Origin of the sequence: Saccharothrix sp. HUAS TT1 (assembly GCF_040744945.1) — a bacterium.
In the GTDB taxonomy this organism is placed as follows: domain Bacteria; phylum Actinomycetota; class Actinomycetes; order Mycobacteriales; family Pseudonocardiaceae; genus Actinosynnema.
Map to the genome: position 1 here is coordinate 6,774,157 of NZ_CP160453.1, position 25,792 is coordinate 6,799,948.

Sequence of the window (25,792 nt, forward strand, 5' to 3'; positions counted from 1 at the left end):
CTCGGTGCTCGGTGCTCGGTGCTCAGGCGTCGGCTTCGCCGCGGGCGAGGCGGAGCAGGTCGGCGACGTCCATGTCGTCGATGCCGTCGGCGGACGGGGTCGGCGTCGGGGGCGGGGGCGCGGGCGCTTCGAACTGCTCCTGCTCCTCCTCGGCGGTGAGCAGCGCGACGAGCGCCGCGGGCGTCGGGTGGTCGAAGACCAGCGTCGCGGGCAGGCGCAGCCCGGTCGCGGCGTTGAGGCGGTTGCGCAGCTCCAAGCCGATGAGCGAGTCGACGCCCAGCTCCTTGAAGCCGCGCCGGAGGTCGAGCACGTCGTCCGGGCCGTGCTCCAGCACCGCCGCGACGACCGTGCGGACGATGTTCTGCGCGGCGACCCCGCGCTGCGGACCGGTCAGCTCGGTGAGCCGGACGGCCGGCGCGGCGCGGCGGGCGGGCGCCGGCGCCCGCCGGACCAGGCCGCGCAGCAGCGGTTCCGTCGAGTCCGATGTGGACAGCTGACCCAGCGGGACCACCACGGCGTCCTCGACGGCCAGCGCGGCGTCGAACAGCGCCAGGCCCTCGTCGTCGGACACGGCCGTCATGCCGATCTTCGCCAGCCGGTTCAGCGACGTCCGGTCGAGCGCGCCCGCCATGCCGGCCTCGGCCCACGGCGCCCACGCCATGGAGGTGGCGACCAGGCCGTGCGCCCGGCGGTGCGCCGCGAGCGCGTCGAGGAAGGCGTTCGCCGCCGCGTAGTTCGCCTGGCCGGCGGCGCCGAACACGCCCGAGGCCGAAGAGAACAGCACGAACGCGGCGAGGTCGCCGGTCAGCTCGTGCAGGTGCCAGGCCGCGTCCACCTTCGGCCGCAGCACGGTGTCGACCCGGTCCGGGGTCAACGCGCCGACCACGCCGTCGTCCAGCACGCCCGCGGTGTGCACGACACCCGTCAGCGGGTGGTCGGCCGGGATCGCGGCGAGCAGCGCGGCGAGCGCGTCCCGGTCGGCGACGTCGCAGGCGACCAGGTCGACGTGCGCCCCGAGCCCGGTCAGCTCGGCGACCAGCCCGGCCGCGCCCTCGGCCGCCGGGCCGCGCCTGCCCGTCAGCAGGAGCCGGCGCACGCCGTGCGCGGTGACGAGGCGGCGGGCGACCAGCGCCCCGAGCGCGCCCGTGGCGCCGGTGACCAGCACCGTGCCGTCGCCCAGGGCCGGGAGCTGCCCGGGGCGGGTGGCGCGGGACAACCGGGGCGCGTGGGCGACACCGGCGCGGACCGCCACCTGCGGCTCGTCGTCGGGCAGCGCGGTGGTGTGCACGGCGGCCGGGTCGTCCACGTCGAGCAGGGCGAACCGGCCCGGGTTCTCGCGGAGCGCGCTGCGCACCAGGCCCCAGACGGCCGCTCCGGGCAGGTTGGTCACGTCGTCGCCGGCGGCGCCCCTGGTGGCGAGCACCAGCCGGGAGTCGGCCCGGCGCTCGTCGGCCAGCCAGGCTTGGACGAGGGCGAGCGCTCGGTGGGTGGCGTGCCGGACGGCGTCCGGGGTGGGCGCGTCGGGGAGGTCGAACAGCGGCGCCACGACGACCGGCGCGGTTGCGGCGGAAGCCAGGTCGGCGTCCTCGGCCAGCACCAGCCGGTCGGGCGTGGTGGCGGGCGTCGGCAGCGGGGTCCACTCCAGGGTGAGCGGGGTCCGGGTGGTGGCGAGGCGGGAGTGCGGGACCGGGCGCACGGCCAGCGACTCGACCGTCGCGATCGGCGCGCCGGCCTCGTCGACGACCCGGATCGCCACCGCGTCCGCACCGGCACGGGTGAGCCGCGCCCGCACAGCGCGCGCCCCTGCCCCGTGCACCGTGACGCCGCTCCACGCGAACGGCAGCTTCACCGCGCCCTCGTCGGTGAAGAAGCCGAACGCCCCCGCGCCGTGCAGGACGGCGTCCAGCAGCGCCGGGTGGATCCGGTAGGCCGAGCCGTCCACGTCCTCGGGCAGCGAGACCTCGGTGAACACCTCTTCGCCCGACCGCCACGCGCGCCGCACGTTGGCGAACGACGGGCCGTAGCGCAGACCGGCGGCGTCGAGCCCGTCGTAGAGCTCCTCGACCGGCACCTCCTCCGCCCCCGCCGGCGGCCAGGTGACCGGCTCGACCGCCGTCGGCACGTCGTCGGCCAGGTAGCCGGTGGCGTGCCTGGTCCACTCGTCGCCGGACGTCGAGTGCACGGTCACCGAGCGGCGACCGTCCGCCTCGGGCGCGCCGACCGCGACCTGCACCCGCGCCTCACCGGCCGAGCCCAGCGGCAGGGGCGCTTCGAGCAGGAGTTCGGCGACGCCCGCCAGGCCGACGGCGTCCGCCGCCCGCGCGGCCAGCTCCAGGAACAGCGTGCCCGGCGCCAGCACGGTGTCACCGACGACGTGGTCGGCCACCCACGGCTGCCCGGCCGTCGACAGCACACCGGTGAACAGCAGCCCGCCGGTGCCCGCCACGTCGACCGCCGCGCCCAGCAGGGGGTGCTCCGCGGGTCGCAGGCCGAGCGCGGACGCCGAGCCGGGCGGGTCGACGCGGTCCAGCCAGAACCGCTTGCGCTGGAACGGGTAGGTCGGCAGGTCGGCCAACCGCGCGCCGCTGCCGGCGAACCACGCGGGCCAGCGCACGTCGTGCCCGAGGACGTGCAGGCGGCCCACCGCGCCCAGCACGGCGGACACCTCCGGCCGGCCCTTGCGCAGCGACGGGATGAACTCGGGACCGCCTTCGTCACCGGACAGCGCGCTGTGGCGGCCGGCGGCGGTGAGCACGCCGTCCGGGCCCAGTTCGAGGAACGCCGTGACGCCCTCGGCCTGCAACGCGCGCACCGCGTCGTGGAACCGCACGGCCTGCCGCGCGTGGTTGACCCAGTAGTCCGGGCTCGACATCTCGTCGCCGATCCGCTTGCCGGTCACCGTCGACACGACCGGGATCACCGGGTCGTGGAACGACAGCCCGGACAGCACCGCGCGGAACTCGTCCAGCACCGGCTCCATCAGCGGCGAGTGGAACGCGTGGCTCACCCGCAGCGCCTTGGTGCGCGCGCCCGCCCCCGCCGCGCGGTCGGCGACGTCGGCGACGGCCTCCGCCGCGCCGGACACGACCACGGCGGACGGCCCGTTCACCGCGGCGATCGACACCCGCCCCGGCCACGGCGCCAGCAGCGGCGCCACCGACTCCTCGGTGGCGGCGATCGCCACCATCGCACCACCGGGCGGCAGCGACTGCATCAACCGGCCGCGCGCGGCGACCAGCGCCGCCGCGTCGGCGAGGGAGAGCACACCGGACACGTGCGCCGCCGCGATCTCGCCGACCGAGTGGCCCGCCAGGAAGTCCGGTCGCACGCCCAGGTGCTCGACCAGCCGGAACAGCGCCACTTCCAGCGCGAACAACGCGGGTTGCGTGTAGACGGTCGCGCCTAGGAGGTCGGCGTCCGGCGTGCCGTCCTCGGCGAACAGCACCTCCCGCAACGGCCGCTCGACGTGCCCCTCCAGCCACACGTCGACCTGCCCGCACGCCTCGTCCAGCGCGGCGGCGAACACCGGGTGGTCGCGGTGCAGCTCCCAGCCCATCCGGGGGCGCTGGCTGCCCTGCCCGGTGAACAGGAACGCGGTCCGCACCCCGGACCTCGCCCCGCCGACGACGGCGTCGTCGCCTTCGGCGACCGCGACCAGGCCGCGCCGCACGTCGTCGACGGTCGAGCCGACCACGACGGCCCGGTGCTCCAGGGGTGAACGGGTGGCGAGGGTGTGGGCGAAGTCCACCGGGTCCGACCCGGTGATCGACTCGGCGAGCCGGGCGGCGTGCGCGCGGAGCGCCGTTCCGCTGCGCGCGGACAGCACCACGGGCACAGCGGGCAGCGGTGCGCGTTCGGCGACGTCCTCGGCGGGCGGCTCCTCCACGACGACGTGCGCGTTGGTGCCGCTGATGCCGAACGACGACACACCCGCGCGACGCGGCCGGTCACCGGCCGGCCACCCGACGGGCTCGGTCAGCACCGAGACGGCGCCGCTGTCCCAGTTCACCAGCGGAGACGGCTGGTCCACGTGCAGGGTGCGCGGCAGCACGTTGTGCCGCATCGCCATGACCACCTTGATCACACCGGCAATGCCCGCCGCCGCCTGCGTGTGACCGATGTTCGACTTGATCGACCCCAACCACAGCGGACGATCCCGGTCCTGCCCGTAGGTCGCCAGGAGTGCCTGGGCCTCGATCGGGTCACCCAACCGCGTGCCCGTGCCGTGCGCCTCCACCACGTCAACATCCGAAGTGGACAGTCGAGCGTCGGCCAGCGCCCGGCGGATCACCCGCTCCTGCGAAGGTCCGTTGGGTGCGGTCAGACCGTTCGAGGCGCCGTCCTGGTTGACCGCAGAACCACGCACCACAGCCAACACCCGATGACCATTGCGGCGAGCATCCGACAAACGCTCCACCAGTAGAACGCCGACACCCTCGGCCCAACCCGTGCCATCAGCAGCAGCCGAAAAAGCCTTGCAACGACCATCAGCGGACAACCCACGCTGACGCGAGAACTCCACGAACGTGAACGGCGACGACATCACCGTCACACCACCCACCAACGCCAACGACGTCTCACCCGACCGCAACGAACGCACCGCCAAGTGCAACGCCACCAACGACGACGAACACGCCGTGTCCACCGTCACCGCAGGACCCTCGAACCCGAACGAATACGCCACCCGACCCGACGCCACACTGCCCGCCGACCCGGTCATCCGGTGGCCCTGCAGGTTCGTCGGCAGCCGGTCGTAGCCGTCGCCGTAGTCGTGGTACATCAAGCCCGCGAACACACCCGTGTCCGAACCCCGCAACGACCGGGGGTCGACACCCGCCCGCTCCAACACCTCCCACGACGCCTCCAGCAACAACCGCTGCTGCGGGTCCATCGCCAACGCCTCGCGCGGCGAAACGCCGAAGAACTCCGCGTCGAAGTCACCGACCCCGGCCACGAACCCGCCGCCGGCCGCGTAGGACGTCCCGGCGTGCTCGGGATCGGGGTGGTAGAGGTTCGCCAGGTCCCAGCCCCGGTCGGTCGGGTAGCCGGAGATCGCGTCCCGGCCGTCGGCGACCAGCGACCACAGCTCCTCCGGCGAGTTCACCCCGCCCGGGTAGCGGCAGCTCATGCCGATGATGACGATCGGGTCGTCGTCCGGCGGCGCGGTCGGCGCCTGCGCCACGGCGCCGGTCGCGCCGCTCAGGAAGGCGATCACGGCGTCCGGTGTGGGGTGGTCGAAGACCAGGGTCGACGGCAGGCCGCGGCCGATGACCTCGCTGAGCCGGTCGCCCAGCTCGACGCCCATGATCGAGTCGAAGCCGAGGTCCTTGAACGGCTTGGTGGTGTCCAGCTCGCGCGCCGAGGTCAGGCCGGCAATGGCGGCGACCTCGGCGCGCACCACGTCGGCGACCTGCTCGGCGGTGTCCCGTACCGCCGACGGGACGGACCGGTCGGCCGGTTCGGCGACCGGTGCGTGCGCGTCGGCGGCGCGGCGGGGTTCCGGGACCGCCGAGGTCGGGCCGTCCAGCCAGTGGCGGCCTCGCTGGAACGGGTAGGTGGGCAGCGGGACGCGCCGGCCGCCCGCGTCGGCGAGCACCGCGGTCCAGTCGACGTCGACCCCGGCGACGTGCAGCCGGGCCGCCGCGTCCAGCAGCGCCTCGGTCTCCGGCCGCTTGGCCGTGGACGAGCCGATGAACAGGCGCCCGTCACCGACCACGCTGTCGCGGGCGGCGCCGGTCAGCACCGCCTCGGGGCCGACCTCCACGAACACCTCGGCGCCCGCCGCCTCCGCCGCGCGCACCCCGTCCCGGAACAGCACCGCGTCCCGCACGTGCCGCACCCAGTGCTCCGGATCGGCCAACTCGCCCGACGCCAGCCGACCGGTCAGGTTCGACGCGATCGGGATCCGCGGCGCGTCGAACGCCAGCCCGCCGACGACCGCGCGGAACTCGTCCAGCATCGGGTCCATCAGGGCCGAGTGGAACGCGTGGCTCACCGCGAGCCTGCGCACCCGCCGACCGCGCTCGGCCCAGCCGGCGGCCACCTCGGCGACCGCGTCCTCGACGCCGGACAGCACCGTGGCGCGCGGCCCGTTGACGGCGGCGACCTCCGCGCCCGGCGCCAGCGTGGGGCGCACCTCGTCCACCGACGCCTCGACCGCGACCATCGCGCCACCGGGCGGCAGCGCCTGCATCAGCGCGCCGCGGGCGGCGACCAGCCGGCAGGCGTCGGCCAGCGCGAGCACGCCGCTGACGTGCGCCGCGGCGATCTCGCCGACCGAGTGGCCGATCAGGACGTCCGGGCGCAGACCCCACGATTCGAACAACCGGAACAATGCGACTTCGAAGGCGAACAATGCGGGCTGGGTGAACTCCGTCCGGTCCAGCCGGTCGGCCCCCGCGAATTGGCCGGACATGACGTCGCCCAATGTCGCCAACGCGGGTGGGAACTCCGCCAGCACCGCGTCCCGGGCGGCGCGGAAAACCGGGAAATCGGCGGCCAGGCCGACGCCCATGCCGGTCCGCTGGCTGCCCTGCCCGGAGAACAGCACGGCCAGGCCGCGCGGCTTGGCCTGCCCGGTGTGGGTGCCCGGCGCGCGCCGGCCGGCGGCGAGGGCGGCCAGCCGCTCGCGCAGCTCGGTCCGGTCGTGGGCGGGCAGGACGGCGCGGTGCGCGAACGTGGACCGGGTGGTGGCCAGCGAGTGCGCGAGGTCGACCGGCGTCACGCCGGGGGTCGCGTCGACGTGGTCGAGCAGCCGCGCGGCCTGGGCCCGCAACGCTTCGGCGCTGTGCGCGTGCAGCGCGAGGGGCACGACCGCGGCGGTCGGAGCGGGCGTCGCGCCGGGCGCGGCCTCGGCGGCCGGCTCGTGGCCGCTGAGCACGACGTGGCAGTTGGTGCCGCCCATCCCGAACGACGACACGCCCGCGACCGGCAGGTCCCCGGCCAGCTCGGCGGTCTCCACGACCACCCGGACGCCCAGCCGGTCGAAGTCGATCGCCGGGTTCGGCCGCTCGAAGTTCAGGCTCGGCACCACCATCCGGTGCTCGACGCACAGCACGGCCTTGATCAGGCCCGCGACGCCCGCCGCGCCCTCCAGGTGGCCGATGTTGGTCTTCACCGAGCCGACCAGCAGCGGGTCGTCGGCCGGCCGCCCGGCGCCGAGCACCGCGCCCAGCGCCGCCGCCTCGACCGGGTCGCCGACCGGCGTGCCGGTGCCGTGCAGCTCGACGAACCGCACCAGCGCCGGGTCGACGCCGGCCGCCCGGTACGCCCGGCGCAGCACGTCCTCCTGCGCGCCCTGGCGCGGGGTGGTCAGCGAGTCGCCACCGCCGTCGTTGTTGACCGCGCTGCCCCGGATGACCGCCCGCACGTGGTCGCCGTCGGCGAGGGCGTCCCGCAGCAGCTTGAGCACGACCACGCCGCCGCCCTCGCCGCGCACGTACCCGTTCGCCCGCGCGTCGAAGGTGTAGGCGCGGCCCTCGGGGGACAGCCCGCCGAACCGCTCGGCGGTCCGGAAGCCCTCCGCCGCCAGGTTGAGGCCGACGCCGCCCGCGAACGCGACCGAGCACGCGCCCGCGCGCAGGTCCTGCACCGCCGTGTGCACCGCGACCAGGGACGACGACTGGCCGGAGTCGACCACGACACTCGGCCCGCGCAGGCCGAGCACGTAGGACACCCGGTTGGCGATCATCCCCCGGTTCAGGCCGGCCAGCGTGTGCGACGTGATCGCGCCCCGGTCGTGCGCCAGCTGGGCGTAGTCGCTCGCGATGGCGCCCACGTACACGCCCGCGTCGACGTCCCGGAGCCGCCGCGCGGTCAGCCCGGCGTCCTCGGCGGACTCCCAGGCCAGCTCCAGCGCCAGCCGCTGCTGCGGGTCCATCGCGGCGGCTTCGCGCGGTGAGATCCGGAAGAACGCGGGGTCGAACCCGTCGACGTGGTCGAGGAAACCGGCGCGGAACCCGGTGACGTCCTCCGGGCGTCCCGGCGGCGCCTCGGCGACGGCGTCCCGGCCGCCGGTGAGCAGCCGCCAGAAGGCGGCCGGGCTGTCCGCGCCGGGAAGCCTGCACGACAGCCCGACGACAGCGACGGGTTCGACCGCAGATTCACTGGGCATGTCTTTCCTTACGTCCGGATCGCCCCAAGGCGGAACGGCGTGCGGAACCGACTCCGAATTCCACGGCGAGAATTTGTCGAGTCGAATTGACCGGCGACGCCCGTGGGCCCAACGTTATGCACGGCCGGGAACAGCGCCAACCCCTCAGCCACCCCTAGCCGGCAGCGCCCGGGGCAAAGGGGAGGTGGTAGGGGTGAATTGATCGAAAGGGGAATGGAGAAAGCCACCCGCGAGGCACCTGGGCAGGTGCGACGCGGGTGGCCGGTGAGGGGTGGTGCGGTGCTAGCTGGCGCGGACGCCCAGTTGCTCGACCGCGAGGTCGGCGGGCAGGTCGGACCGGCTCTTGACGTTGAGCTTGCGGTAGACCCTGGTCAGGTGCTGCTCCACGGTGCTGACCGTGATGAACAGCCGGGCGGAGATCTGCCGGTTGCTCAGGCCGCGCACGGCCAGTGCCGCCACCCGCGTCTCCGCGTTGGTCAGCAGCTCCGCCACCGGGTGCCCGGACGGGATGTCCTCGGCGGGCTCCTCGGCCTCCGGGTCGACCACCACCGCCTCGGCGCCCGTCGCGCGCAGGACCGTGCCCGCGTGCCAGTCGAGCAGGCGCGCCTTGCTCTCCTGCCCGACCGCGCGCGTCGCCGCCGCCAGGTCGGACAGCACCCCGGCGAGCTCGATCGGCGTGGCCGAGCCGCGCAGCAGCTCGGCCGCCTGCTCCAGCAGGTCGCGCCGCTGGTGCACCGGGCTGCACGAGGCCATCGCCCACAGCGACTCGGCGAGCAGCCGGTGCTCGTGCGGCCGGCACAGCTCCAGCTGCGCCGCCGCCAGCGCCCGCGCCTGCTCGACGCGCCCCAGGGCGAGGGCGGCCCGCGCCACGTCACCGCGCCAGGGGAACAGCGCGGGCACGTCGCAGTCCCACTCGGTGACGCGGTCGCCGATCGTGGTGAAGTCCTCGAACGCGAGTTCCGGCTGGTTGACCGCCAGGTGGTAGCGGCCCCTGGCCCGCAGGTAGCCCATGCCGAGCGGCGACTCGAACACGCCGGCCGACAGCGGCACCCGCAGCAGCTCGGCCGCCCGGTCGTGCCGCCCGGTCAGCGCGCACACCCGCAGCAGCACGCCCAGCGGCTGGCCGACGCCGACACCCCAGTGCTCGGGCGGCACGATCGAGAACGCCGCCTCCGCCTGCCGGCCCGCCTCGGTGACCGCGCCGCGCCGCAGCGCGAGTTCCGCCCGGCCCGCCGCGAAGGCCGCCCGCCGGAACCGCGACGGGTTGGCGTCCACCTCGGCCTGGAAGCCGCGCGCCCAGCGGTCCGCCGCCGTCACGTCGTCCGCCGCGGCGAGCGCGAACAGCGCGACCACCACCTCCACCGCGGACCCGGTGTCCACCTTGGACATCTGGAGCAACCGCTTGGCCGCCTCGGTGGTCCTGGCCGACGGGCCGGAGGTGAACATCTCCCACATCAGCTGCGCGGCCTGCTTGCCCGGGTAGGTCAGCGGCACGGCCGGCGCGTGCCGGTCGGCCGGCTCGACCTCGACCGAGGCCGGGTGGACGACCGCCAGCCAGGTGCGCAACCGGTCCACCACCGCGGCCGTGTCGGCGTCGCCCTCCTGCCACGACGCGGCGACGGTGCGCAGCGTCTCCTGCGCGCCCGCGCGGTCGCCCAGCGCGATCTGCAGCACGCCGACCTGGCCCGCGTGCTGGCCGTACAGCGTGCCCGACCGGATGGACCGCATCAGGGCGGGCACCCGGCGCGCCGCCGCCGAGGTGTCCAGGTGCAGCTCGACCCTGGCGAGCATGGCCGAGGTGACCACGCTCGCCGGGTGGTCCGGGTCGCACCGGGCGGCCAGCCGCAGCAGGTCGAGCGCGCGCTCCAGGTCCTCGCCCGCCAGCGCGTGCTCGGCCGCCTCGTGCAGCACGGGCAGCGCGTACCCGCGGCCGACGTGGTCGGCGGCCAGCAGGTGCTCGGCCACCACCGACGACGGCGCGTTGTGCTGCACCAGCAGGTCCGCCGCCTTGCGGTGCAGCTCGACCCGCTCGTCCTGGGTCATCGCCCGGAGCACCGCCTCCGCGCCTTCGGGGTGCCGAAACCGGACGCCGTCGACCACGCCGAGCATGTCGAGCGCGTCGAGGGTGCAGCGGGTGGTGCCCAGGTCGAGGCCGACGAGCTGGCTCAGCAGCCGCTCGGTGACCGCGTCGCCGAGCACCGCGATGCCGCGGGCCACCGCGAGCCCGACCGGGTCGCTGCGGTAGAGCCCGCACAGCAGCGCCTTGCCGTAGCGGTTGCCCACGACGACGTCGTGCTCGCCGTCGGCGGATGCCCGGTTGTCCTCCACCAGGCCCCTGGTGAGCTGCGGGTTGCCGCCGGTGATGGCGTGCACGTCCGCGGCCCACCGCTGCGCCGCGGGTCGGCCGAACTCCTGGTCGAGCAGCGCTTCGACGCCGCGCGGCGTCAGCGGTTCCAGCGGCACCGACACCGAGTACGGCGCCGGCGGGATCTCCGCCTGGAACGAGAGGTCGAGCAGCTGGCTGCCGTCCGGCGCGGCGAGCACCACCAGCAGCCTGGCCGACCGCACCCGGCGGACGAACGCCGACAGCACGCGCAGCGACGGCGTGTCCGCGTGGTGGATGTCGTCGATGGCGACCACCAGCGGGCCGCCCGCCGACGCGTGCTCCACCAGCTCGTGCAGCGCCAGGTGCACCCGGTGGAAGATGCGCCCGGCGATCGGCGAGCTGCCGTCCTGGGACAGCACCGCGGACAGGTTGTCGTTGACCAGCGGCACGACGTCCGCGGCCGAGTGGTACGGCAGGTCGGCGGACCGGAACAGCTGGGCCAGGACCCCGAAGGGGACCGCCTGCTCGGTGCGGAAGGCGGTCGCCGACACGTGCGCGGCGCCCGCCGCGACGGCCTGACCGGCGAACGCGTGCAGCAGTTCTGACTTGCCGAACCCGGCCGGGCCCGAGACCACGGCCATCCTGGTGTTGCCCCACCGGGCGGCGGCCAGCAGGTCGTGCAGCACGGACAGCTGCCGTGCGCGGTCGTGCAAGGTCGGTTGTGCGACTTCGATTCCGGCTGGTTGTTGCCAGCGTAACAACGCGCTCTTGCCCATGTTCTACTCCCCCAAGCGTCAAAACAGGGTCAGTGCACTCGGCGTCGCCTCACATCGTGCATTCGACTGCAGCGTCGCGGACGAAAGCCCCAGTATTCGCGCCGGTGCCCGAACCCCCTAATGCACAACATGGCACCACCGGGCCTCGCGGTCAACGGGTAACACACTGCCACCAATGGCGGTTGCGCCGCCCAGGGGGTTACCGACCAGCACATTCAGTGATACCGGGAAACGCCGATTCGGCACATCCCCGGGCGGGAATGCACCGAATCGACAGGACACCGGCCTATTGTTATGCGCTGCGCTCCTCGACGGCGCCGACGGTGTCGGGGACCGACTCCTCGCCGGCCTCCGCCGCGCCACCTGCGGATCGCCGAAGCACCGCGAGCACGAGCACGGCCAGCACCGCCGTGATGCCCGCGTTGATCCACGAGGCCACGTTGAGCCCTTCGGTGAACGCGTCGCGCGCCGCGTTCAGCAGGTCGGGCAGCCCGGCCGCGGCCTCGTTCGCGGTGGCCACCGAGTCGCGCACCGCCTCGGCCGACTCCGCGTCGAGGTCGGCCGGGATCGCGCCCTCGACCTGGCTGCGGTAGACGGCCGTGCCGACGGTGCCGACGGTGGCCACGCCGAGCGCCACGCCGAACTCGGAGCTGGCCTCGGACATCGACGCGGCCGAACCGGCCTTCTCCGGCGGCGCCGAGCTGACGACGAGGTCGGTGCCGAGCACCAGCAGCGAGCTCGTGCCGATGAACGCGACGGTGACGCCGGTGATCAGCAGCGGCAGCCCGGAGACGCGGTCCACCTGCGTCATCAGCAGGTAGCCGACGGTGGAGATGCCCATGCCGATGGCGACCACGACGGCCGGCGACATGCGGCGCACCAGCACCGGCGTCGCCATCGAGCCCGCGACCATGCCGACCGCGGACGGCAGCATCCACAGGCCCGCCCGGATGGGCGACATGCCCTGCACCGACTGGAGGTACTGCGTGTAGAACAGCACCGCGCCGCCGACCGTGGCCATGCACAGCAGCAACGTCACCAGCGCCGTGCTGAACGCGCGGTTGGAGAACAGCCGCAGGTCCATCAGCGGGTCGTCCAGGCCGCGCTGCCTGCGCACGAACACCACGCCGAACACCAGGCCGACGACGATGGCGGCGACGGGCACGGCCTGCAGGCCGTCCTCGGCGAGCTTCTTGATGCCGTAGATCACCGGGAGCACGGCCAGCAGCGACAGCAGCACGCTCACCAGGTCGAGGCGACCGCTGTCCGGGTCGCGGTACTCCGGCAGCAGCAGCGGGCCGAGCACGACGAGCAGCAGCATCACCGGGACGCCCAGCAGGAACACCGAGCCCCACCAGAAGTTCTCCAGCAGCAGGCCGCCGACCAGCGGGCCGATCGCGGTGCCGACCGAGAAGCACATCATCCACACGCCGATGGCGGTGCCGCGCTGCCGGTCGTCGCGGAACATCGTGCTGATCAGCGCCAGCGTCGACGGCATCAGCGTCGCGCCCGCCACACCGAGCAGCGCCCGCGCCGCGATCAGCAGCTCGGCGCTGTTGGCGTAGGCGGCCAGCGCGGACGCGATGCCGAACGCCACGGCGCCGATGAGGAGCAGCTTGCGCCGACCGATGCGGTCGCCGAGCGTGCCCATGGTGAGCAGGAAGCCGGCGATCATGAACCCGTAGATGTCCATGATCCACAGCAGTTGGGAGCTGCTGGGCTGGAGGTCCGCGCCGAGGTGCGGCACGGCCAGGTACAGCACGCTCATGTCGAGGGCCAGCAGCAGGGTGGGCAGTGCCAGGACGACAAGCCCCACCCACTCGCGGGCGCCTGCCCGGTCGGGTGCCTCGGGCGGGGTGGTGGATGACATCGTGAATCCTTCTGTTCCTCGGCTGACCGCCGCGGTTGGCGCGGCCGTTCGGTGGGTACCACCGGCGTGGGTCGCGCCCACGACGGGTGCGCGCACAACCGGTTCGCGGTACCGCTGGGCCAGCGTGGCCGAAGTGCCTTTCGGGGGAACCCCGGCCGCCTTTCGGTGATCTTGCGGAATCCTTGCGACGACCACGTGATCACCCGCTAGCGTGGAATCATGCGTTTCGGACTTCTCGGACCCCTCTCCGTCCGGGGAGACGACGGCGAGCCGGTGCGGGTGCCGGAGCGCAAGGTCCGCGTCCTGCTCGCCGCGCTGCTGCTCGGCGAGGGCCGCACGGTCTCCACGGCTCGGCTGGTCGAGGCGCTGTGGGGTGACCGGCACCCGGTGAACCCGACCGCCGCGCTGCAGACCAAGGCGTCCCACGTGCGCCGGTTGCTGGACGTGTTGACGCCGGGCGGCCGGGAACGGCTCATCACCGAACCCTCGGGCTACCGGCTGGCGCTGGAGCCGGGCGCCGTCGACGCGGAGGTGTTCGCCGAGCTGACGGCCAGGGCGTACGCGAGCGAGGACCCGCAGGTCAAGGCGGCGGTGCTGGCCGACGCGCTGGCGCTGTGGCGCGGTCCGGCGCTGGTCGACTTCGTCGACGACGACTTCGCCCGCGCGGCCACCGCGCGGTTGGAGGAGCTGCGGCTCACCGCGGTCGAGGAGCGGGCCGAGGCGCGGTTGCGGCTGGGCGAGCACCGCCTCCTCGTCGGCGACCTGGACGACCTGGTGGTGCTGCACCCGTTCCGGGAACGGCTGCGCGCCGCGCACCTGCTGGCCCTGTACCGGTCGGGCAGGCAGAGCGCCGCGCTGACCGAGTTCGCGGCGCTGCGCGCCCGGCTGCGCGACGAGTTCGGCCTGGACCCCGGCGACGGCCTGGTCGCGCTGCACCGGGCGATCCTGACCCGCGACCCGGCGCTCGACTCGCCCGCGGCGCCCGCGACGTCGGTCGCCCGGCCGCGGCACAACGTGCCGGTGCCGCTGACCGAGCTGGTCGGCCGCTCGACGGCGGTGGACGCGGTGCGGCGGCTGCTGGCCACGAACCGGCTGGTGACGCTCACCGGGCCGGGCGGTGTCGGCAAGACCAGGCTGGCCGTGGAGGCGGCGAACCAGCTGGTGGACGAGTTCGCCGACGGCGTGTGGCTGGTGGAGCTGGCCGAGCGCAGGCACCGGGGCGTGCCGGCGTCACCACCCGAGTTGGCCGAGGTCGCCGAGGTGGTGGCGGGCGCGCTGGACGTCCGGGACGACGCCAGCGGCGCGGGCCTGCTCACCGACGGGCCGCCGATCGACCTGCCCGCGCGGCTGAGCGCGGCGGTGCGGCACAAGCGGATGCTGCTGATCCTGGACAACTGCGAGCACCTGCTGGAGCCGGTGGCCGAACTCGCCGCGACGCTGCTGCGCGCGGGCGCGGACCTGAAGGTGCTGGCGACCAGCCGCGAACCGCTCGGCCTGGCGGGCGAGGTGCTGTGGCCGGTGCCGCCGCTGGACCTGCCGGGCAGCACCAGGCAGGTCGAGCGGCTGCGCGAGAGCAGCGCGGTGCGGCTGTTCGTGCAGCGGGCCGCGGCGACCGCGCCGGGGTTCGCGCTGACGGCGGAGAACGCCGAGGCGGTCGCCTCGGTCTGCGCGAAGCTCGACGGCATCCCGCTGGCGCTGGAGCTGGCCGCCACCAGGGTCCGCGCCCTGGACCCGGCCGAGCTGGCCGCCCGGCTGGACGACCGGTTCCGGGTGCTCGACAGCGGGCTGCGCGGCGCGCCGGCCCGGCAGCAGACGCTGCGCGCGGTGATCGACTGGAGCTGGGACCTGCTCACCGCGTCCGAGCGGACCGCGTTGCGCAGGCTCGCGCTGCTCAGCGGCGACTGGACGGTGGAGGCGGCCGAGGCGGTGGCCGGTTTCGGCGAGCTGGCGCCGCGCGCGGTGCTGCCGCTGCTGGCCCGGCTGGTGGACCGGTCGCTGGTGGCGACCGCGCAGACCGGCGCGGGCACCCGCTACCGGCTGCTCGGCTCGGTGGCCGCGTACGCGCTGGAGCGGCTGCGGGAGGCGGGCGAGGCGGACGCCGTGCTGCTGCGGCACGACGAGTACTACACGGCGCTGTGCGAGCGGGCCGAGCCGCACCTGCGCGGCCACGAGCAGCAGAAGTGGATCCGCGGGCTCGACGCGGACAACGCCGGCGTCCGCTCCGCGCTGGAGAGCGCGGTGCGCCGCCGGGACGCGCCGATGGCGTTGCGCCTGGTCAACGCCCTGTCCTGGTACTGGGTGCTGCGCGGCAGGCTGGGCGAGGCGCACCGGTGGGCCGGTTGCGCGCTCGACCTGGCGACCGAGGCGGACGCGGCGGCGGCCAACGTGGCGGCGTGGCGGCTCGGGATCGCGATGCTGGTCGGCGCGGACCCCGGCGGCCGGGACCGGGCGGACGAGGTGCTGCGCCGGTTCGACCGGCTCGACCACCCGCGGTGCCGGGCGCGGGCCGAGTGGTTCCTGGGCTTCGCGCACCTGACCACCGGCGGCATCGAGGACAGCGAGGCGCTGGTGCGCAGCGCGTACGTCCGGTTCCGCGAGAGCGACGACCGCTGGGGCACGGCGGCGGCGCTGACCACGCAGAGCCTGCACGCGCTGTTCCGGGGCGACCTGCGGGCGGTGCGGCGGCACGGCGAGGCCGGGTTGGCGCTGTTCAGCGAGCTGGGCGACCGCTGGGGCCGGCTGCAGGCGGTGGACGCGCTGGGGTCGCTGGCCGCGATCAGCGGCGACTACGTCGCGGCGGGCAGGCTCGACCGGGACGGCCTGCGCACCGCCGAGGAGCTGGGGCTGTGGACCGAGGTGTCGCACAGCCTGTCCCGGATGGGCCGGGTGGCCCTGCTGACCGGCGACTACGCCCAGGCCGACGAGCTGCACGAGCGGGCCAGGCGGCTCGCGGCCGAGCAGAGCAACCGGCTCGGCGAGCTGTTCGCCGAGATGGGCCTGGCCCTGGGCGCGCGCCGGCGCGGCGACTTCGAGCTGGCCGAGCGCAAGCTGCGGGCCCTGATGCGGTTCACCCCGGACCGCACCCCCGACCACGGCGACGCGCTGCTGCTCGCCGAACTGGGCTTCGTCGCCGAGCAGCGCGGCGCGGCCGACGAGGCGCTGCGCCTGCACCTGGACGGCTACGAGGCCGCGCGGGCGACCGGCGACCCCCGCGCGGTGGCCCTGGCGCTGGAGGGCCTGGCGGGCGCGCGCGCCGCGGCCGGCGCGTTCCGGGACGCCGCGCGGCTGCTCGGCACCGCCGACGCCACCCGGACCTCGGTGCACGCCCCCCTGCCCGAGGCGGAGCGCCAGGACGTCATCCGGATCGGCGCGGCCGTCCGGGCGGGCCTGGCCGACGACGAACGGGTCGCCGCCCTCCGGCACGGCGCCGACCTCACGCCCGACGAGTCGGTGCGGCTGAGCTGCCCGCAGCCGGCCGACGCGCGCACCGCGACCTGAGACCGACCGCCGGTCGCCCCCGATCGCACCCGGTCGAGGAATTTCCGGACCCCTCCGCGGCGCATAGGGGTGGTACCCCTTGGGAAACAGCGGGGTTGCCCATAGGGGCGGGCCGCTCGTAACGTCGAGTCGCCGGTTCCGAATCACGCCTTCGGCCCATTCCCGCGCGACTGCGGAGCGATTCGGCCACTTCACACTTTCACGATTGGACTTGGGGTAGCCACGATGAAATGGTCCGATGTGCACCTGCGCGGCTCGGCGATGTGGCTGGGTCGCGCCGAGGACGTCCGCGACGCGGTCGCCGCCGGGCGCTACGACGCGGACGAGGCGATCTCCGACGACCTCGCCGGTGTCCGGATCGCCGACGAGGGCGACGTGCCGGTCGAGATGGCGGTGACCGCCGCCCGCGGCGCGCTGGAGCGCTCCGGCGTGTCGCCCGAGCAGGTCGAGCTGATCCTGCACGCGCACGTCGGCCACCAGGGCGTCGACCAGTTCGCGCCCGCCTCCTACGTGCAGGGCCAAGCCGTGCCCGGCCGGGCGAACGCGGTGGAGATCCGCCAGGCGTCCAACGGCGGCATGGCGGCGCTGCACCTGGCCGCCGCGTACCTGTCCGCCGCGTCCGGACCGGCCGCGGCCCTGGTGACCACGGCCGACAAGTTCCCCGAGCCCGCCTGGGACCGCTACCGCGCGGACAACGGCCTGATCCTGGCCGACGGCGCGACGAGCCTGGTGCTGTCCCGGGAGCCCGGCCTGGCCAGGCTGCTGTCCTCGGTCATCATCGGTGACGCCACGCACGAACAGCTCTACCGCGGCGAGGGGCCGTGGACCGGTTACCCGGGCGAGAGCGGCTGGCCGGTGGACCTGCGCGAGCGCAAGGAGCAGTACTTCGCCAAGGGCGCCGACCTGCTGACCGTGATCGGCAGCATCACCCGGCACCAGGAGGAGTCGCTGCTCACCGCGCTGGACGAGGCCGAGGTGAAGGTCGACGAGGTGGCCCGGTTCGTGTTCCCGCACGTGGGCCGCATCCTCCAGGACTGGGAGTCGCGCAAGGCGCTCGGCATCGACGAGTCGCGCACCACCTGGCCGTGGGGCCGCACGGTCGGCCACCTCGGCGCGGGCGACCAGATCGCCGGGCTGAACCACCTGCTGGAGACCGGCGAGGTCGGCGCGGGCGACAAGGTCGTGCTGTGCGGCGTCGGCAACGGCTGGGCCTACTCCGCCGCGGTCGTGGAGATCACGCAGGACCCGACGTGGGCGAACGCGCCCGCGGGCAGCTGAGGAGGCCGCACCATGATCACGCACCCGAACGGCACGGTCCGCGAGTTCATCACCGCCCGCTACCCGCAGGCCGAGATCGCCGACGACGACGACATCTTCGCGCTGGGCTACGTGAACTCGCTGTTCGCGATGGAGCTGGTCCGGTTCGTGGAGCGGACCTTCAAGATCAGCGTCCCGGAGAACGAGCTGCGGCTGGACAACTTCCGCACCATCGACTCGATCGTGGAGCTGGTCCGGCGCGAGTCGCCGGCCGCGGACTGACCCGACCACCGCGCCCCGGGCGTGGTCTCTCGCACACCCCCAGGTGCGACGACACCACTCTCGGGCGCGGCCCGTCGCTCCACTCCCCCAGGGCGCGACGGCGAAGTCCCCCTCGGTGCTGATCACACCGAGGGGGACTTCTTTGTGCTCGGGGGGTCAGACCTCGTCGAACGGGAAGCGGTCGGCGAACGCGGGCTTGAGGTCGTCCAGCCACACCGCCGCCGGGTCGTACTCGGCGAAGAACGGCTTGCCGACCAGCTCGGCGTCGCGGGCCTGGATCATCCGCAGCGCGAACACCCGCTCGCCGTTCAGCTCCAGCACGCCGTCCACGCACACCTTGCCCGGCGTGGCGGACATCGACGGCCCGCGCACGGTGCGCGCCAGCCCGGAGACGTTGCGGTAGGCCTCGCGGAACACGTCGTAGGCCCGCGCCAGCGGCACCGCGAAGTAGTCCCGCGGGCCGGTGTCGCGCTCGACGAACATGTAGTACGGCACCATGCCCAGCGCGACCTGCTTGCGCCACATGGCCTCCCACACGGCCGGGTCGTCGTTGATCGAGCGGATCAGCGGCGCCTGGGTGCGGATGACCGCGCCGGTCTCGCGCACCCGCCGGACGGCCTCGGCCACCACCGGCGGCTCCAGCTCGCGCGGGTGGGTGAAGTGCGCCATGAACGCGAGGTTCCGGCCGGACGCCACGACGTCGGAGAACAGCCGCAGCGTCTCGTCGGCGTCGGCGTCGGTGACGAACTTGTACGGCCAGTACGCCAGCGACTTGGTGCCGATCCGGATCGACTCGACCTGGTCGAGCTCCAGCAGCGGCTCGACGTAGCGGCGCAGCACCGCGGCGGTCATGATCATCGGGTCGCCGCCGGTGAACAGCACGCTGGTCACCCGCGGGTGCGCGCGCAGGTGGTCGCGCAGCTGGTCGACGTCGTCACCGGCCATCTTCAGGTCCGGCTCGCCGACGAACTGCGCCCACCGGAAGCAGTACGTGCAGTAGGCGTGGCAGGTCTGGCCCTGCTTGGGGAAGAACAGCACGGTCTCGTCGTACTTGTGCTGCACGCCCGACAGCGGCCCGTCGTCCGAGCTGGGCACGTTCAGCTGCAGCTGGCCCGCCGGGTGCGGGTTGAGCTTGGCCCGCACCCGGTTCGCCGCCCGGGTCAGCTCGCCGATCGGCGCGTCGCGGCGCAGCAGCTCGGACAGGTGGGCCACGTCCGCCTCGGGCAGCATGTCGGCCTGCGGGAACACCAGGCGGTAGATCGGGTCGTCCGGCGCGGCGGACCAGTCGATCAGGTCCTCGACCACGTAGCTGTTGGTGCGGAACGGCAGCACCGCGGCCACCGCGCGGGCCGCCAGCCGCTCAGGCCCGGACAGCCCGGCCCTGGCGAGCAGGCCGTCGAGCTGCTTGACCGTGTAGACCTGGAACCTGCGGCGACCGACGTCCTCTGTGGACGCCCGGTCGTTGACCAAAGTCACTGGCACTCCTTGGGATCGGTGCACCCGACCGCGGGCGGGAACCGCGCCGGCGTCGTCGACGGCAGGACGAATCCGCGGTCACCACCTCGGTGGTGACCGCGGCACCCGTGGTGCGGACGTCACTGCCCGGAACGGGTCAGCGGCACAACTTCGCGAAACTCTCCTCGATGCGGGCGAGGACCCCCGAGACGTGCCGGACGGCCAGCGGGTCGCCGGCGTCCAGCGCCTCCTGCTGCTGGTCGGGGGTGTCGCCGTAGAGCTGGCTGGTGGCGATGCGGAACCGCAGCGCCGCCGGGTCGTCGCCGAGCAGGTCGCCGGACAGCACCGCGATGCCGAACTCGTCCATCAGGTGCTGCTGGAGCGACTTGGCGTCGGTGATGCCGCGCAGCGCCAACGACTCGCGCACCGGCTCGAAGTCCGGGTAGAGGTAGAAACCCGCCGTGGGACGGCGGCAGCTCGCGCCCGCGGCGATCAGGCTCTCGTACACGGCGTAGGCGACGCGGCCGTGCAGCCGGGCGCTGCGCTGCAACCGCGCCACCAGCTCCGGCGGCTCGGCGAACGCGTACGCGGCGACGTCCTGCATGGGCGCGGCCAGCGACGACCAGACCTCGCTGGCGATCGACGTGACCTTCGCGCGGATCAGGTCGCCCTCGGGGCTCGGGGGGAACCGCACCGCGCCGACGCGCCACCCGCCGAGCGCGAGGTTCTTGCTCAGCCCGGTGGTGATGGTGGTCCGCTCGGGCGCCACCGCCGCGGGGCTGAGCACCACCGAGGCCGGGTCGTGGACCAGGTCGCGGTAGATCTCGTCGGAGAGGATGTGGAGGTCTTCCTCCCTGGCCACCTCGGCGAGCGCGGCGACCAGCTCGGGCGGGGCGAGGGTGCCGGTGGGGTTGTCCGGCAGGGTCAGGATGAGGATGCGCGGGTCGTGGCCCGCGCGCCGGGCGGTGTGCACGGCCTCGCGCAGCACGTCCGGGTCGGGGACGCCGCCGTAGTCGGGGTGGATCGGCACCTCGATCACGGTCTTGCCCGCCAGCCTGGCCTGCGGCGCGTAGGTGTTCCACGCCGGGCACGGCAGCAGCACGTCGCCGGGCACCGCGAGCTGGACCGCCCACAGCAGCGGCTTGCTGCCCGGCGCCAGCACCACCTGCTCGGCGTCGGTGGGCAGGTCGCGCCGGTCGAAGTACCCGGCGACCGCGTCCCGGCTCGCCTGGTCGCCCGCGACCGGGCCGTAGGAGATGCGGCGGGCGCCGCGGGCCAGGTGCTCGGCCAGCGGCGGGAACACCGGCAGGCGGGACTCGCCGAAGCCGAGGTGGACGATCGACTCGCCCTGGGCGCGGCGGCGGTTGACGAGCTGGTCCAGCGCCAGGTTGGGCGCGATGGCGGGGCCGGTCACGCGGTGCTCCCCTCGGTGGCGGCGAACCTCGCCGCGAGGCCCTTGCGGTCGACCTTGCCATTGGTGGTGACCGGCAGCTGCTCCAGCACGTGGATCTCCTGGGGGATCATGTACTCCGGCAGCTCCTCCGCGCAGTGCGCGCGCAGCTGCACCTTGTCGAACGCGCGGGACTCCGAGTCCATGGTGATGAAGGCGCTGAGCACCGGCTCGTCGCCGGGGCCGTCGAGCAGCAGCACGGCCGCCGCCGCCACGCCGGGGTGGTCGAGCAGCTTGCGCTCGACCTCGCCCAGCTCGACCCGGTTGCCCTGGATCTTGACCTGCGAGTCGATCCGGCCGCCGAAGTACAGCTCGCCGTGCGCGCCGCGGCGGGCGAGGTCGCCGGTGCGGAACGCGAGCTGGCCCGAGCGCGGGTTGAGCGGGTCCGGGACCAAGGCGCGGGACGTGGCCTCCGGGTCGCCCCAGTAGCCGAGGAACAGCGCGGAGCTGCGCAGGTAGATCTCCCCCACGCCGCCCGGCTCGCGGACCGGCCTGCCGTCCTCGTCGATCAGGATCATCTCCGCGCCGGGGTGGGCGAAGCCGATGGACGTCATGCCCGCGTCCTCGGGCAACGGCCGCGGCACGTCGGTGAACGAGGCCGCCATCGACTCCGTCGAGCCGTAGCAGTTGACGATCCGCGCGCCCGGCAGCAGCGACTGGAGCTGGCGCAGCTCGGGCAGCGGGAACTCCTCGCCGGAGTACAGCACGCCCTTGATGTCCAGCTCCGCCAGCAGTTCCGGCTCGTGGCGCAGCACCGGGCGCCAGATCGACGGCGCGCCGTCCACCTGGGTGACGCCCGCGTCGCGGAGGAAGCGGAGGAACCGGCGCGGCCAGTACAGCCGGTCGCGCGGCACCGGCACGACCGTCGCGCCGCTGCCCAGGGCCAGGCCGATGTCCAGCAGCGAGAAGTCGAACTGCAGCGGCGAGGTGGTGGCCACGCGCGCGTCGGAGTCGACGATGCCGTGGTAGAGCATGCCGCGGTAGAACGACGTGACGCCGCGGTGGCTCATCACCACGCCCTTCGGCCTGCCCGTGGTGCCGGACGTGAAGATGATGTAGGCCGGGTCGGTGCTCACCGCCTCGCGGCGGGACCTCGGCCGCGGCGTCGGCTTGCGGTGCAGTTCGAGCAGGTCCGGGCCGAACACGCCGGCGCCGACGTGCTCCGGCACGTCCTCGCGGCCACCGCCGACGGCCTGCAGGTGCAGCGCGGGCTCGGCGGCCTCGATGATCGCTTCCAGGCGCTTGGCCGGCGCCTGCGGGCTGACCGGCACGAACGTCAGGCCGAGCGACGAGCAGGCGATCACCAGCGCGATGGCCGACGCCGAGGTGTCGGACTCGACCACCACCCGGTCGCCCATCTCCAGGCCCAGCTCGCCGAGTTCGACGGCGTAGGCGAACACCTGCCGCTCCAGCTGGCGGTACGTGACCGTGCGCAGTTCGTCGGCCCCCGCCGCTTCCACCACCGCCGGCCGGTCCGGCGAAGTGGCCGCCGCCGCCAGCAGGAACTCGTGGAAGAATTCTTTCGGGTATTGCGGGAAGGCGGAGCCCTGCGGAGTCGAGGTCATTCGATTCTTCCTTCGCGCCGACGCGACCGTGGGAATTTGTTTCCCCGATTTTTCTACCACGGGCCCGGATAGCCGGACCACGGTGCCGCGGCGAATGAGGGGTGCTAGGGGGGCGTTTTCGCAACCCCGACCACCCCTATTTCGACCGAGGGGTGGGACAGGGGTCCCCTACACGCGAGCAGGCCACCGGCTGTGGGAGCCGGTGGCCTGCTCGGTGACCCTGGAAGGTCAGTCGAAGTACCCGTAGACCTGCTGGAACTTGCCCTCGGCGACGATCACGGCGTCGTAGCCGGTGGCGACCGGGTCGCCGCCGGGCACGCCGAGCCGCCACGTGAACAGCAGCGTTTCGTGGTGCACGCTGACCACCTTGACCAGGTCGAACATCAGGTCGCCGAACGCCGCGCGCTCAGCGGTCAGGTGGGTGACCAGGTTCTCGACGCCCGTCACGTCGGCCTGCGGGTCGGTGTAGCGACCGGTCTCGGTGAACACCTCGCCCAGCAGCGACCGCCGGGTGTCGAGGTCGGTGGTGTTCCACGCCTCGATGTACTTCTTCACCAGTCCGTCGACGTCAACGCTCATCTCGGGTGCTTCGCCCTTTCGTGCTGATTGGAGTGCGCGATCGAGCCTACCGGAAATCGGTCAGCCGAAGCGCCGCTCACCGAACACGACCGGGAGTTCCGTGTAACTGCGGATCGCCAGTGCGCCATTCGAGGGAGGCGCGTCGGTGGTCGGGGTCAGCTCGTACTTCACCAACTCGGAGAGCGCCACCTGGGTGAGCAGGCGGGCGACCGGCGCGGCGACGCAGAAGTGGATGCCGTGGCCGAAGCCGACGTTGCGCTTGACCGGCCGGGACAGGTCGAGCTCGTTCGGGTCGGCGAACGCCCGCGGGTCGCGGTTGGCCGCGCCGAGGAGCATGTAGACCTCCTGGCCCTCGGCCAGCTGGTGGCCCGCGATCTCGACCGGCCGCAGCGCGGTCCGGTTGACGATCTGCACGGCGGTGTCGAACCGGATCAGCTCCTCGACCGCGTCGGCGACCTTGTCCGGGTTGGCCCGGAACCACGCGAGCTGGTCCGGCCTGCTCAGCAGCGCGTGCGTGGCCAGGCCCATCATCGCCTGCGGCGCGCTGAACCCGGGCAGCATGATGTTCATCGCGGTGGTGATCACCTCGATGCCGGTCAGCCGGTCGCCCTGCTCCTCCGCCTGGACCATCTCGGTCATCAGGTCCTCGGCCGGCTGCTCCCGGCGCAGGTGCATCAGGTCCTTGCTGAGCTTGCCCATCCAGTCGCGCAGCCGGTTGCGGGCGTCGACCGACTCCTGCGGCAGGGTGTACTCGGGGTCGAGGCCGCGACCGCCGTCGGTGGCCATCTCGATCGACTCGGCCAGGTACTCCTCGGGCACGCCCATCAGGGTGTTCATCCCGAACGCGCCGAGCGGCCGGAAGATCGTCGGCGCGAGGTCGACCACGCCGCCCTTGCGCTGCGCCTCGGCGATCAGGCCGGCCACGTACTCGGTCGCCTTCGGCCGGACGCGCTCGACCAGCCGGGGCGTGAGCGACTTGGACACCAGGCTGCGGATCCGGGTGTGGTCCGGCGGGTCCATGAACATGAACGCCCGCTGCGGGCCCTCGTCGGTGGGCATCATGCCCTCGGTGGCCCCGGAACCGTTGCCGCGGCCCAGGTGGGGGTGGCGCAGCGCCTCCGACACCTCGTCGAAGCCGAGCAGCGCCAATCCGATCTTGGTCTTCACCACCGGCCCGTGCGTCTCGCGGATCCGGTCGAACACCGCGTAGGGGTCGTCGTGGAAGCTCGGGTCCCACGGGTCGTACGGCAGGACGTCGGGCAGGTCTTCGTCGCTGGAGAGGACGGACGCCTCGGTCATGGACTTCCTCTTCTACTTCCTGGTGGACGGCTCGGACGCGTTCGCGGGAACCAGTTCGACCGGCATCCGGAGGATCACGGTGTGCTTGTTGTTGGGCGCGTGGACGACCGGGCCGGTCAGCCTGATCTCCTCGACCCGGTCCAGCAGCGCTTCCAGTGCGATCCCGATCTGCCGACGCGCGACCTCGGCGCCGAGGCAGGCGTGCCGCCCCGCGCCGAAGGACAGGTGGGGGTTGGGGTTCCTGGTGATGTCCACGGTGGCGGGGTCGGCGAACGCGGCCTCGTCCCGGTTGGCCGACGGCCACCAGAAGGTCACCTTCTCCCCTGCCCGGATCACCTGGTCGTGCAGCTCGACGTCACGGGTGGCGGTGCGCCGGTTGTAGGGGTTCGGCGGGTTCCAGCGCAGCACCTCCTCGATCGCGGTGGGCAGCAGCGAGCGGTCCTCGCGCAGCAGGCGCCACTGCTCGGGGTGCTCGGCGAAGGTGAGCACGGCGCCCGCGAACGTGTTGCGCGGCTGCTCCAGCCCGGTGATGAACATCAGGGCGAGGTTCGCCTCGCGCTCCCGGTCCGTCATCGGCCCGCCCTCGGCCAGCTCGCCGCGGGCCAGGGCCGAGCCCAGGTCGACGGCCCGGTCGTCGCGGCGCGCGGGGACGAAGTCGGTGAAGTACCGCTGCATCTCCTGGAAGGTGGCGCGGGAGAAGTCGTCCACCACACCGGTGCGCCGGTTGACGAAGCCGAGCACGTCGGCGCCCCACCGCTCCAGCAGCGGCCAGTCGGCCTCGGGCACGCCCAGCACGGTCGCGATCGCGCGGACCGCGTACAGCTCGCTGACGTCGGTCATGAAGTCGACCCGGCCCGCGCGCACGGCGCCGCCGACCAGCGCGTCGGCGAGGTCCGCGAACCGCTCGGCGTAGCGGGCGGCGGCGGGCCCGGCCATCGCCGGCGCGAGCACGTCCTTCATCCGCGCGTGCCGCGGGTCGTCCATCATGCCGATCAGCACGCCGGCGAGCACCCCGGCGGGCAGGTCTTCGAGGTGCGAGCCGCCACCGGCCCGACCCGGCCCGCCCTGGGTGGAGAACACCGGGTCCGACGCCGCCGCCACGATGTCGGCGTGCCGGGTGAGCACCCAGAACGGGTCGCCGTCCGCGGAGGTGCCCGGCGGGTGCCGGAGCACCGGCGCCTCCCGGCGGAGCCGGGCGAACACCTCGTGCGGCACGCCGTCGGCGAACCTGGTGTGGTCGGTGAGGTCGAACCCGTCGAGCACTTCGGGCAACGCTGCCGTGCCGACGTCTACCGCGGACATCGTCTCGCCTCCGGTCGGGG

Annotated in this window: 12 protein-coding genes; 3 read left to right on the top strand and 9 right to left on the bottom strand. The window is 73.9% G+C overall.

What is annotated here, in order from left to right:
• Positions 1 to 22: 22 nt before the first annotated feature.
• The 3 genes from AB0F89_RS30350 to AB0F89_RS30360 all read right to left on the bottom strand — a co-directional run bounded on the left by AB0F89_RS30350 (position 23) and on the right by AB0F89_RS30360 (position 13,085).
• Positions 23 to 8,113 carry a type I polyketide synthase gene (locus tag AB0F89_RS30350; RefSeq protein WP_367129066.1) on the bottom strand — a complete coding sequence of 2,697 codons (8,091 nt, stop codon included), beginning with the start codon at positions 8,111 to 8,113 and terminating at the stop codon, positions 23 to 25.
• Between the two features lie 282 nt (positions 8,114 to 8,395).
• Complete coding sequence (locus tag AB0F89_RS30355) at positions 8,396 to 11,152, bottom strand: AAA family ATPase (RefSeq protein WP_367129067.1); 2,757 nt, start codon at positions 11,150 to 11,152, stop codon at positions 8,396 to 8,398.
• Positions 11,153 to 11,507: 355 nt separating this feature from the next.
• The gene (locus AB0F89_RS30360) at positions 11,508 to 13,085 is read right to left on the bottom strand and encodes an MFS transporter (protein WP_367129068.1); all 1,578 of its coding nucleotides are present in this window, start codon (positions 13,083 to 13,085) and stop codon (positions 11,508 to 11,510) included.
• Positions 13,086 to 13,304: 219 nt separating this feature from the next.
• Between AB0F89_RS30360 and AB0F89_RS30365 the strand changes: the two genes are divergently transcribed.
• From AB0F89_RS30365 to AB0F89_RS30375, 3 genes are all read left to right on the top strand, one after another.
• Positions 13,305 to 16,583, top strand: coding sequence for a BTAD domain-containing putative transcriptional regulator (locus AB0F89_RS30365; protein ID WP_367129069.1), 3,279 nt, complete (start codon positions 13,305 to 13,307; stop codon positions 16,581 to 16,583).
• Between the two features lie 225 nt (positions 16,584 to 16,808).
• Positions 16,809 to 17,861, top strand: coding sequence for a ketoacyl-ACP synthase III family protein (locus AB0F89_RS30370; protein ID WP_367129071.1), 1,053 nt, complete (start codon positions 16,809 to 16,811; stop codon positions 17,859 to 17,861).
• A 12-nt stretch (positions 17,862 to 17,873) separates the two neighbouring features.
• Positions 17,874 to 18,122 carry an acyl carrier protein gene (locus AB0F89_RS30375; RefSeq protein WP_367129072.1) on the top strand — a complete coding sequence of 83 codons (249 nt, stop codon included), beginning with the start codon at positions 17,874 to 17,876 and terminating at the stop codon, positions 18,120 to 18,122.
• Between the two features lie 156 nt (positions 18,123 to 18,278).
• Here AB0F89_RS30375 and AB0F89_RS30380 read toward each other — a convergent pair whose 3' ends face one another.
• The 6 genes from AB0F89_RS30380 to AB0F89_RS30405 all read right to left on the bottom strand — a co-directional run bounded on the left by AB0F89_RS30380 (position 18,279) and on the right by AB0F89_RS30405 (position 25,772).
• A complete protein-coding gene (locus AB0F89_RS30380; protein ID WP_367129073.1) occupies positions 18,279 to 19,598 on the bottom strand; it encodes a KamA family radical SAM protein in 1,320 nt (439 codons plus the stop codon).
• A 136-nt stretch (positions 19,599 to 19,734) separates the two neighbouring features.
• Positions 19,735 to 20,991 carry a pyridoxal phosphate-dependent aminotransferase gene (locus tag AB0F89_RS30385; RefSeq protein WP_367129074.1) on the bottom strand — a complete coding sequence of 419 codons (1,257 nt, stop codon included), beginning with the start codon at positions 20,989 to 20,991 and terminating at the stop codon, positions 19,735 to 19,737.
• On the bottom strand, positions 20,988 to 22,592 hold the full coding sequence (locus AB0F89_RS30390) for a D-alanine--poly(phosphoribitol) ligase (protein ID WP_367129075.1): 1,605 nt from the start codon (positions 22,590 to 22,592) through the stop codon (positions 20,988 to 20,990). Before AB0F89_RS30390 ends, AB0F89_RS30385 begins: the two co-directional genes overlap by 4 nt.
• 228 nt (positions 22,593 to 22,820) lie before the next feature.
• Positions 22,821 to 23,171 carry a nuclear transport factor 2 family protein gene (locus AB0F89_RS30395; RefSeq protein WP_367129076.1) on the bottom strand — a complete coding sequence of 117 codons (351 nt, stop codon included), beginning with the start codon at positions 23,169 to 23,171 and terminating at the stop codon, positions 22,821 to 22,823.
• A 60-nt stretch (positions 23,172 to 23,231) separates the two neighbouring features.
• Complete coding sequence (locus tag AB0F89_RS30400) at positions 23,232 to 24,470, bottom strand: cytochrome P450 (RefSeq protein ID WP_367129077.1); 1,239 nt, start codon at positions 24,468 to 24,470, stop codon at positions 23,232 to 23,234.
• Between the two features lie 12 nt (positions 24,471 to 24,482).
• Positions 24,483 to 25,772, bottom strand: coding sequence for a cytochrome P450 (locus AB0F89_RS30405; protein ID WP_367129078.1), 1,290 nt, complete (start codon positions 25,770 to 25,772; stop codon positions 24,483 to 24,485).
• Positions 25,773 to 25,792 lie beyond the last annotated feature (20 nt).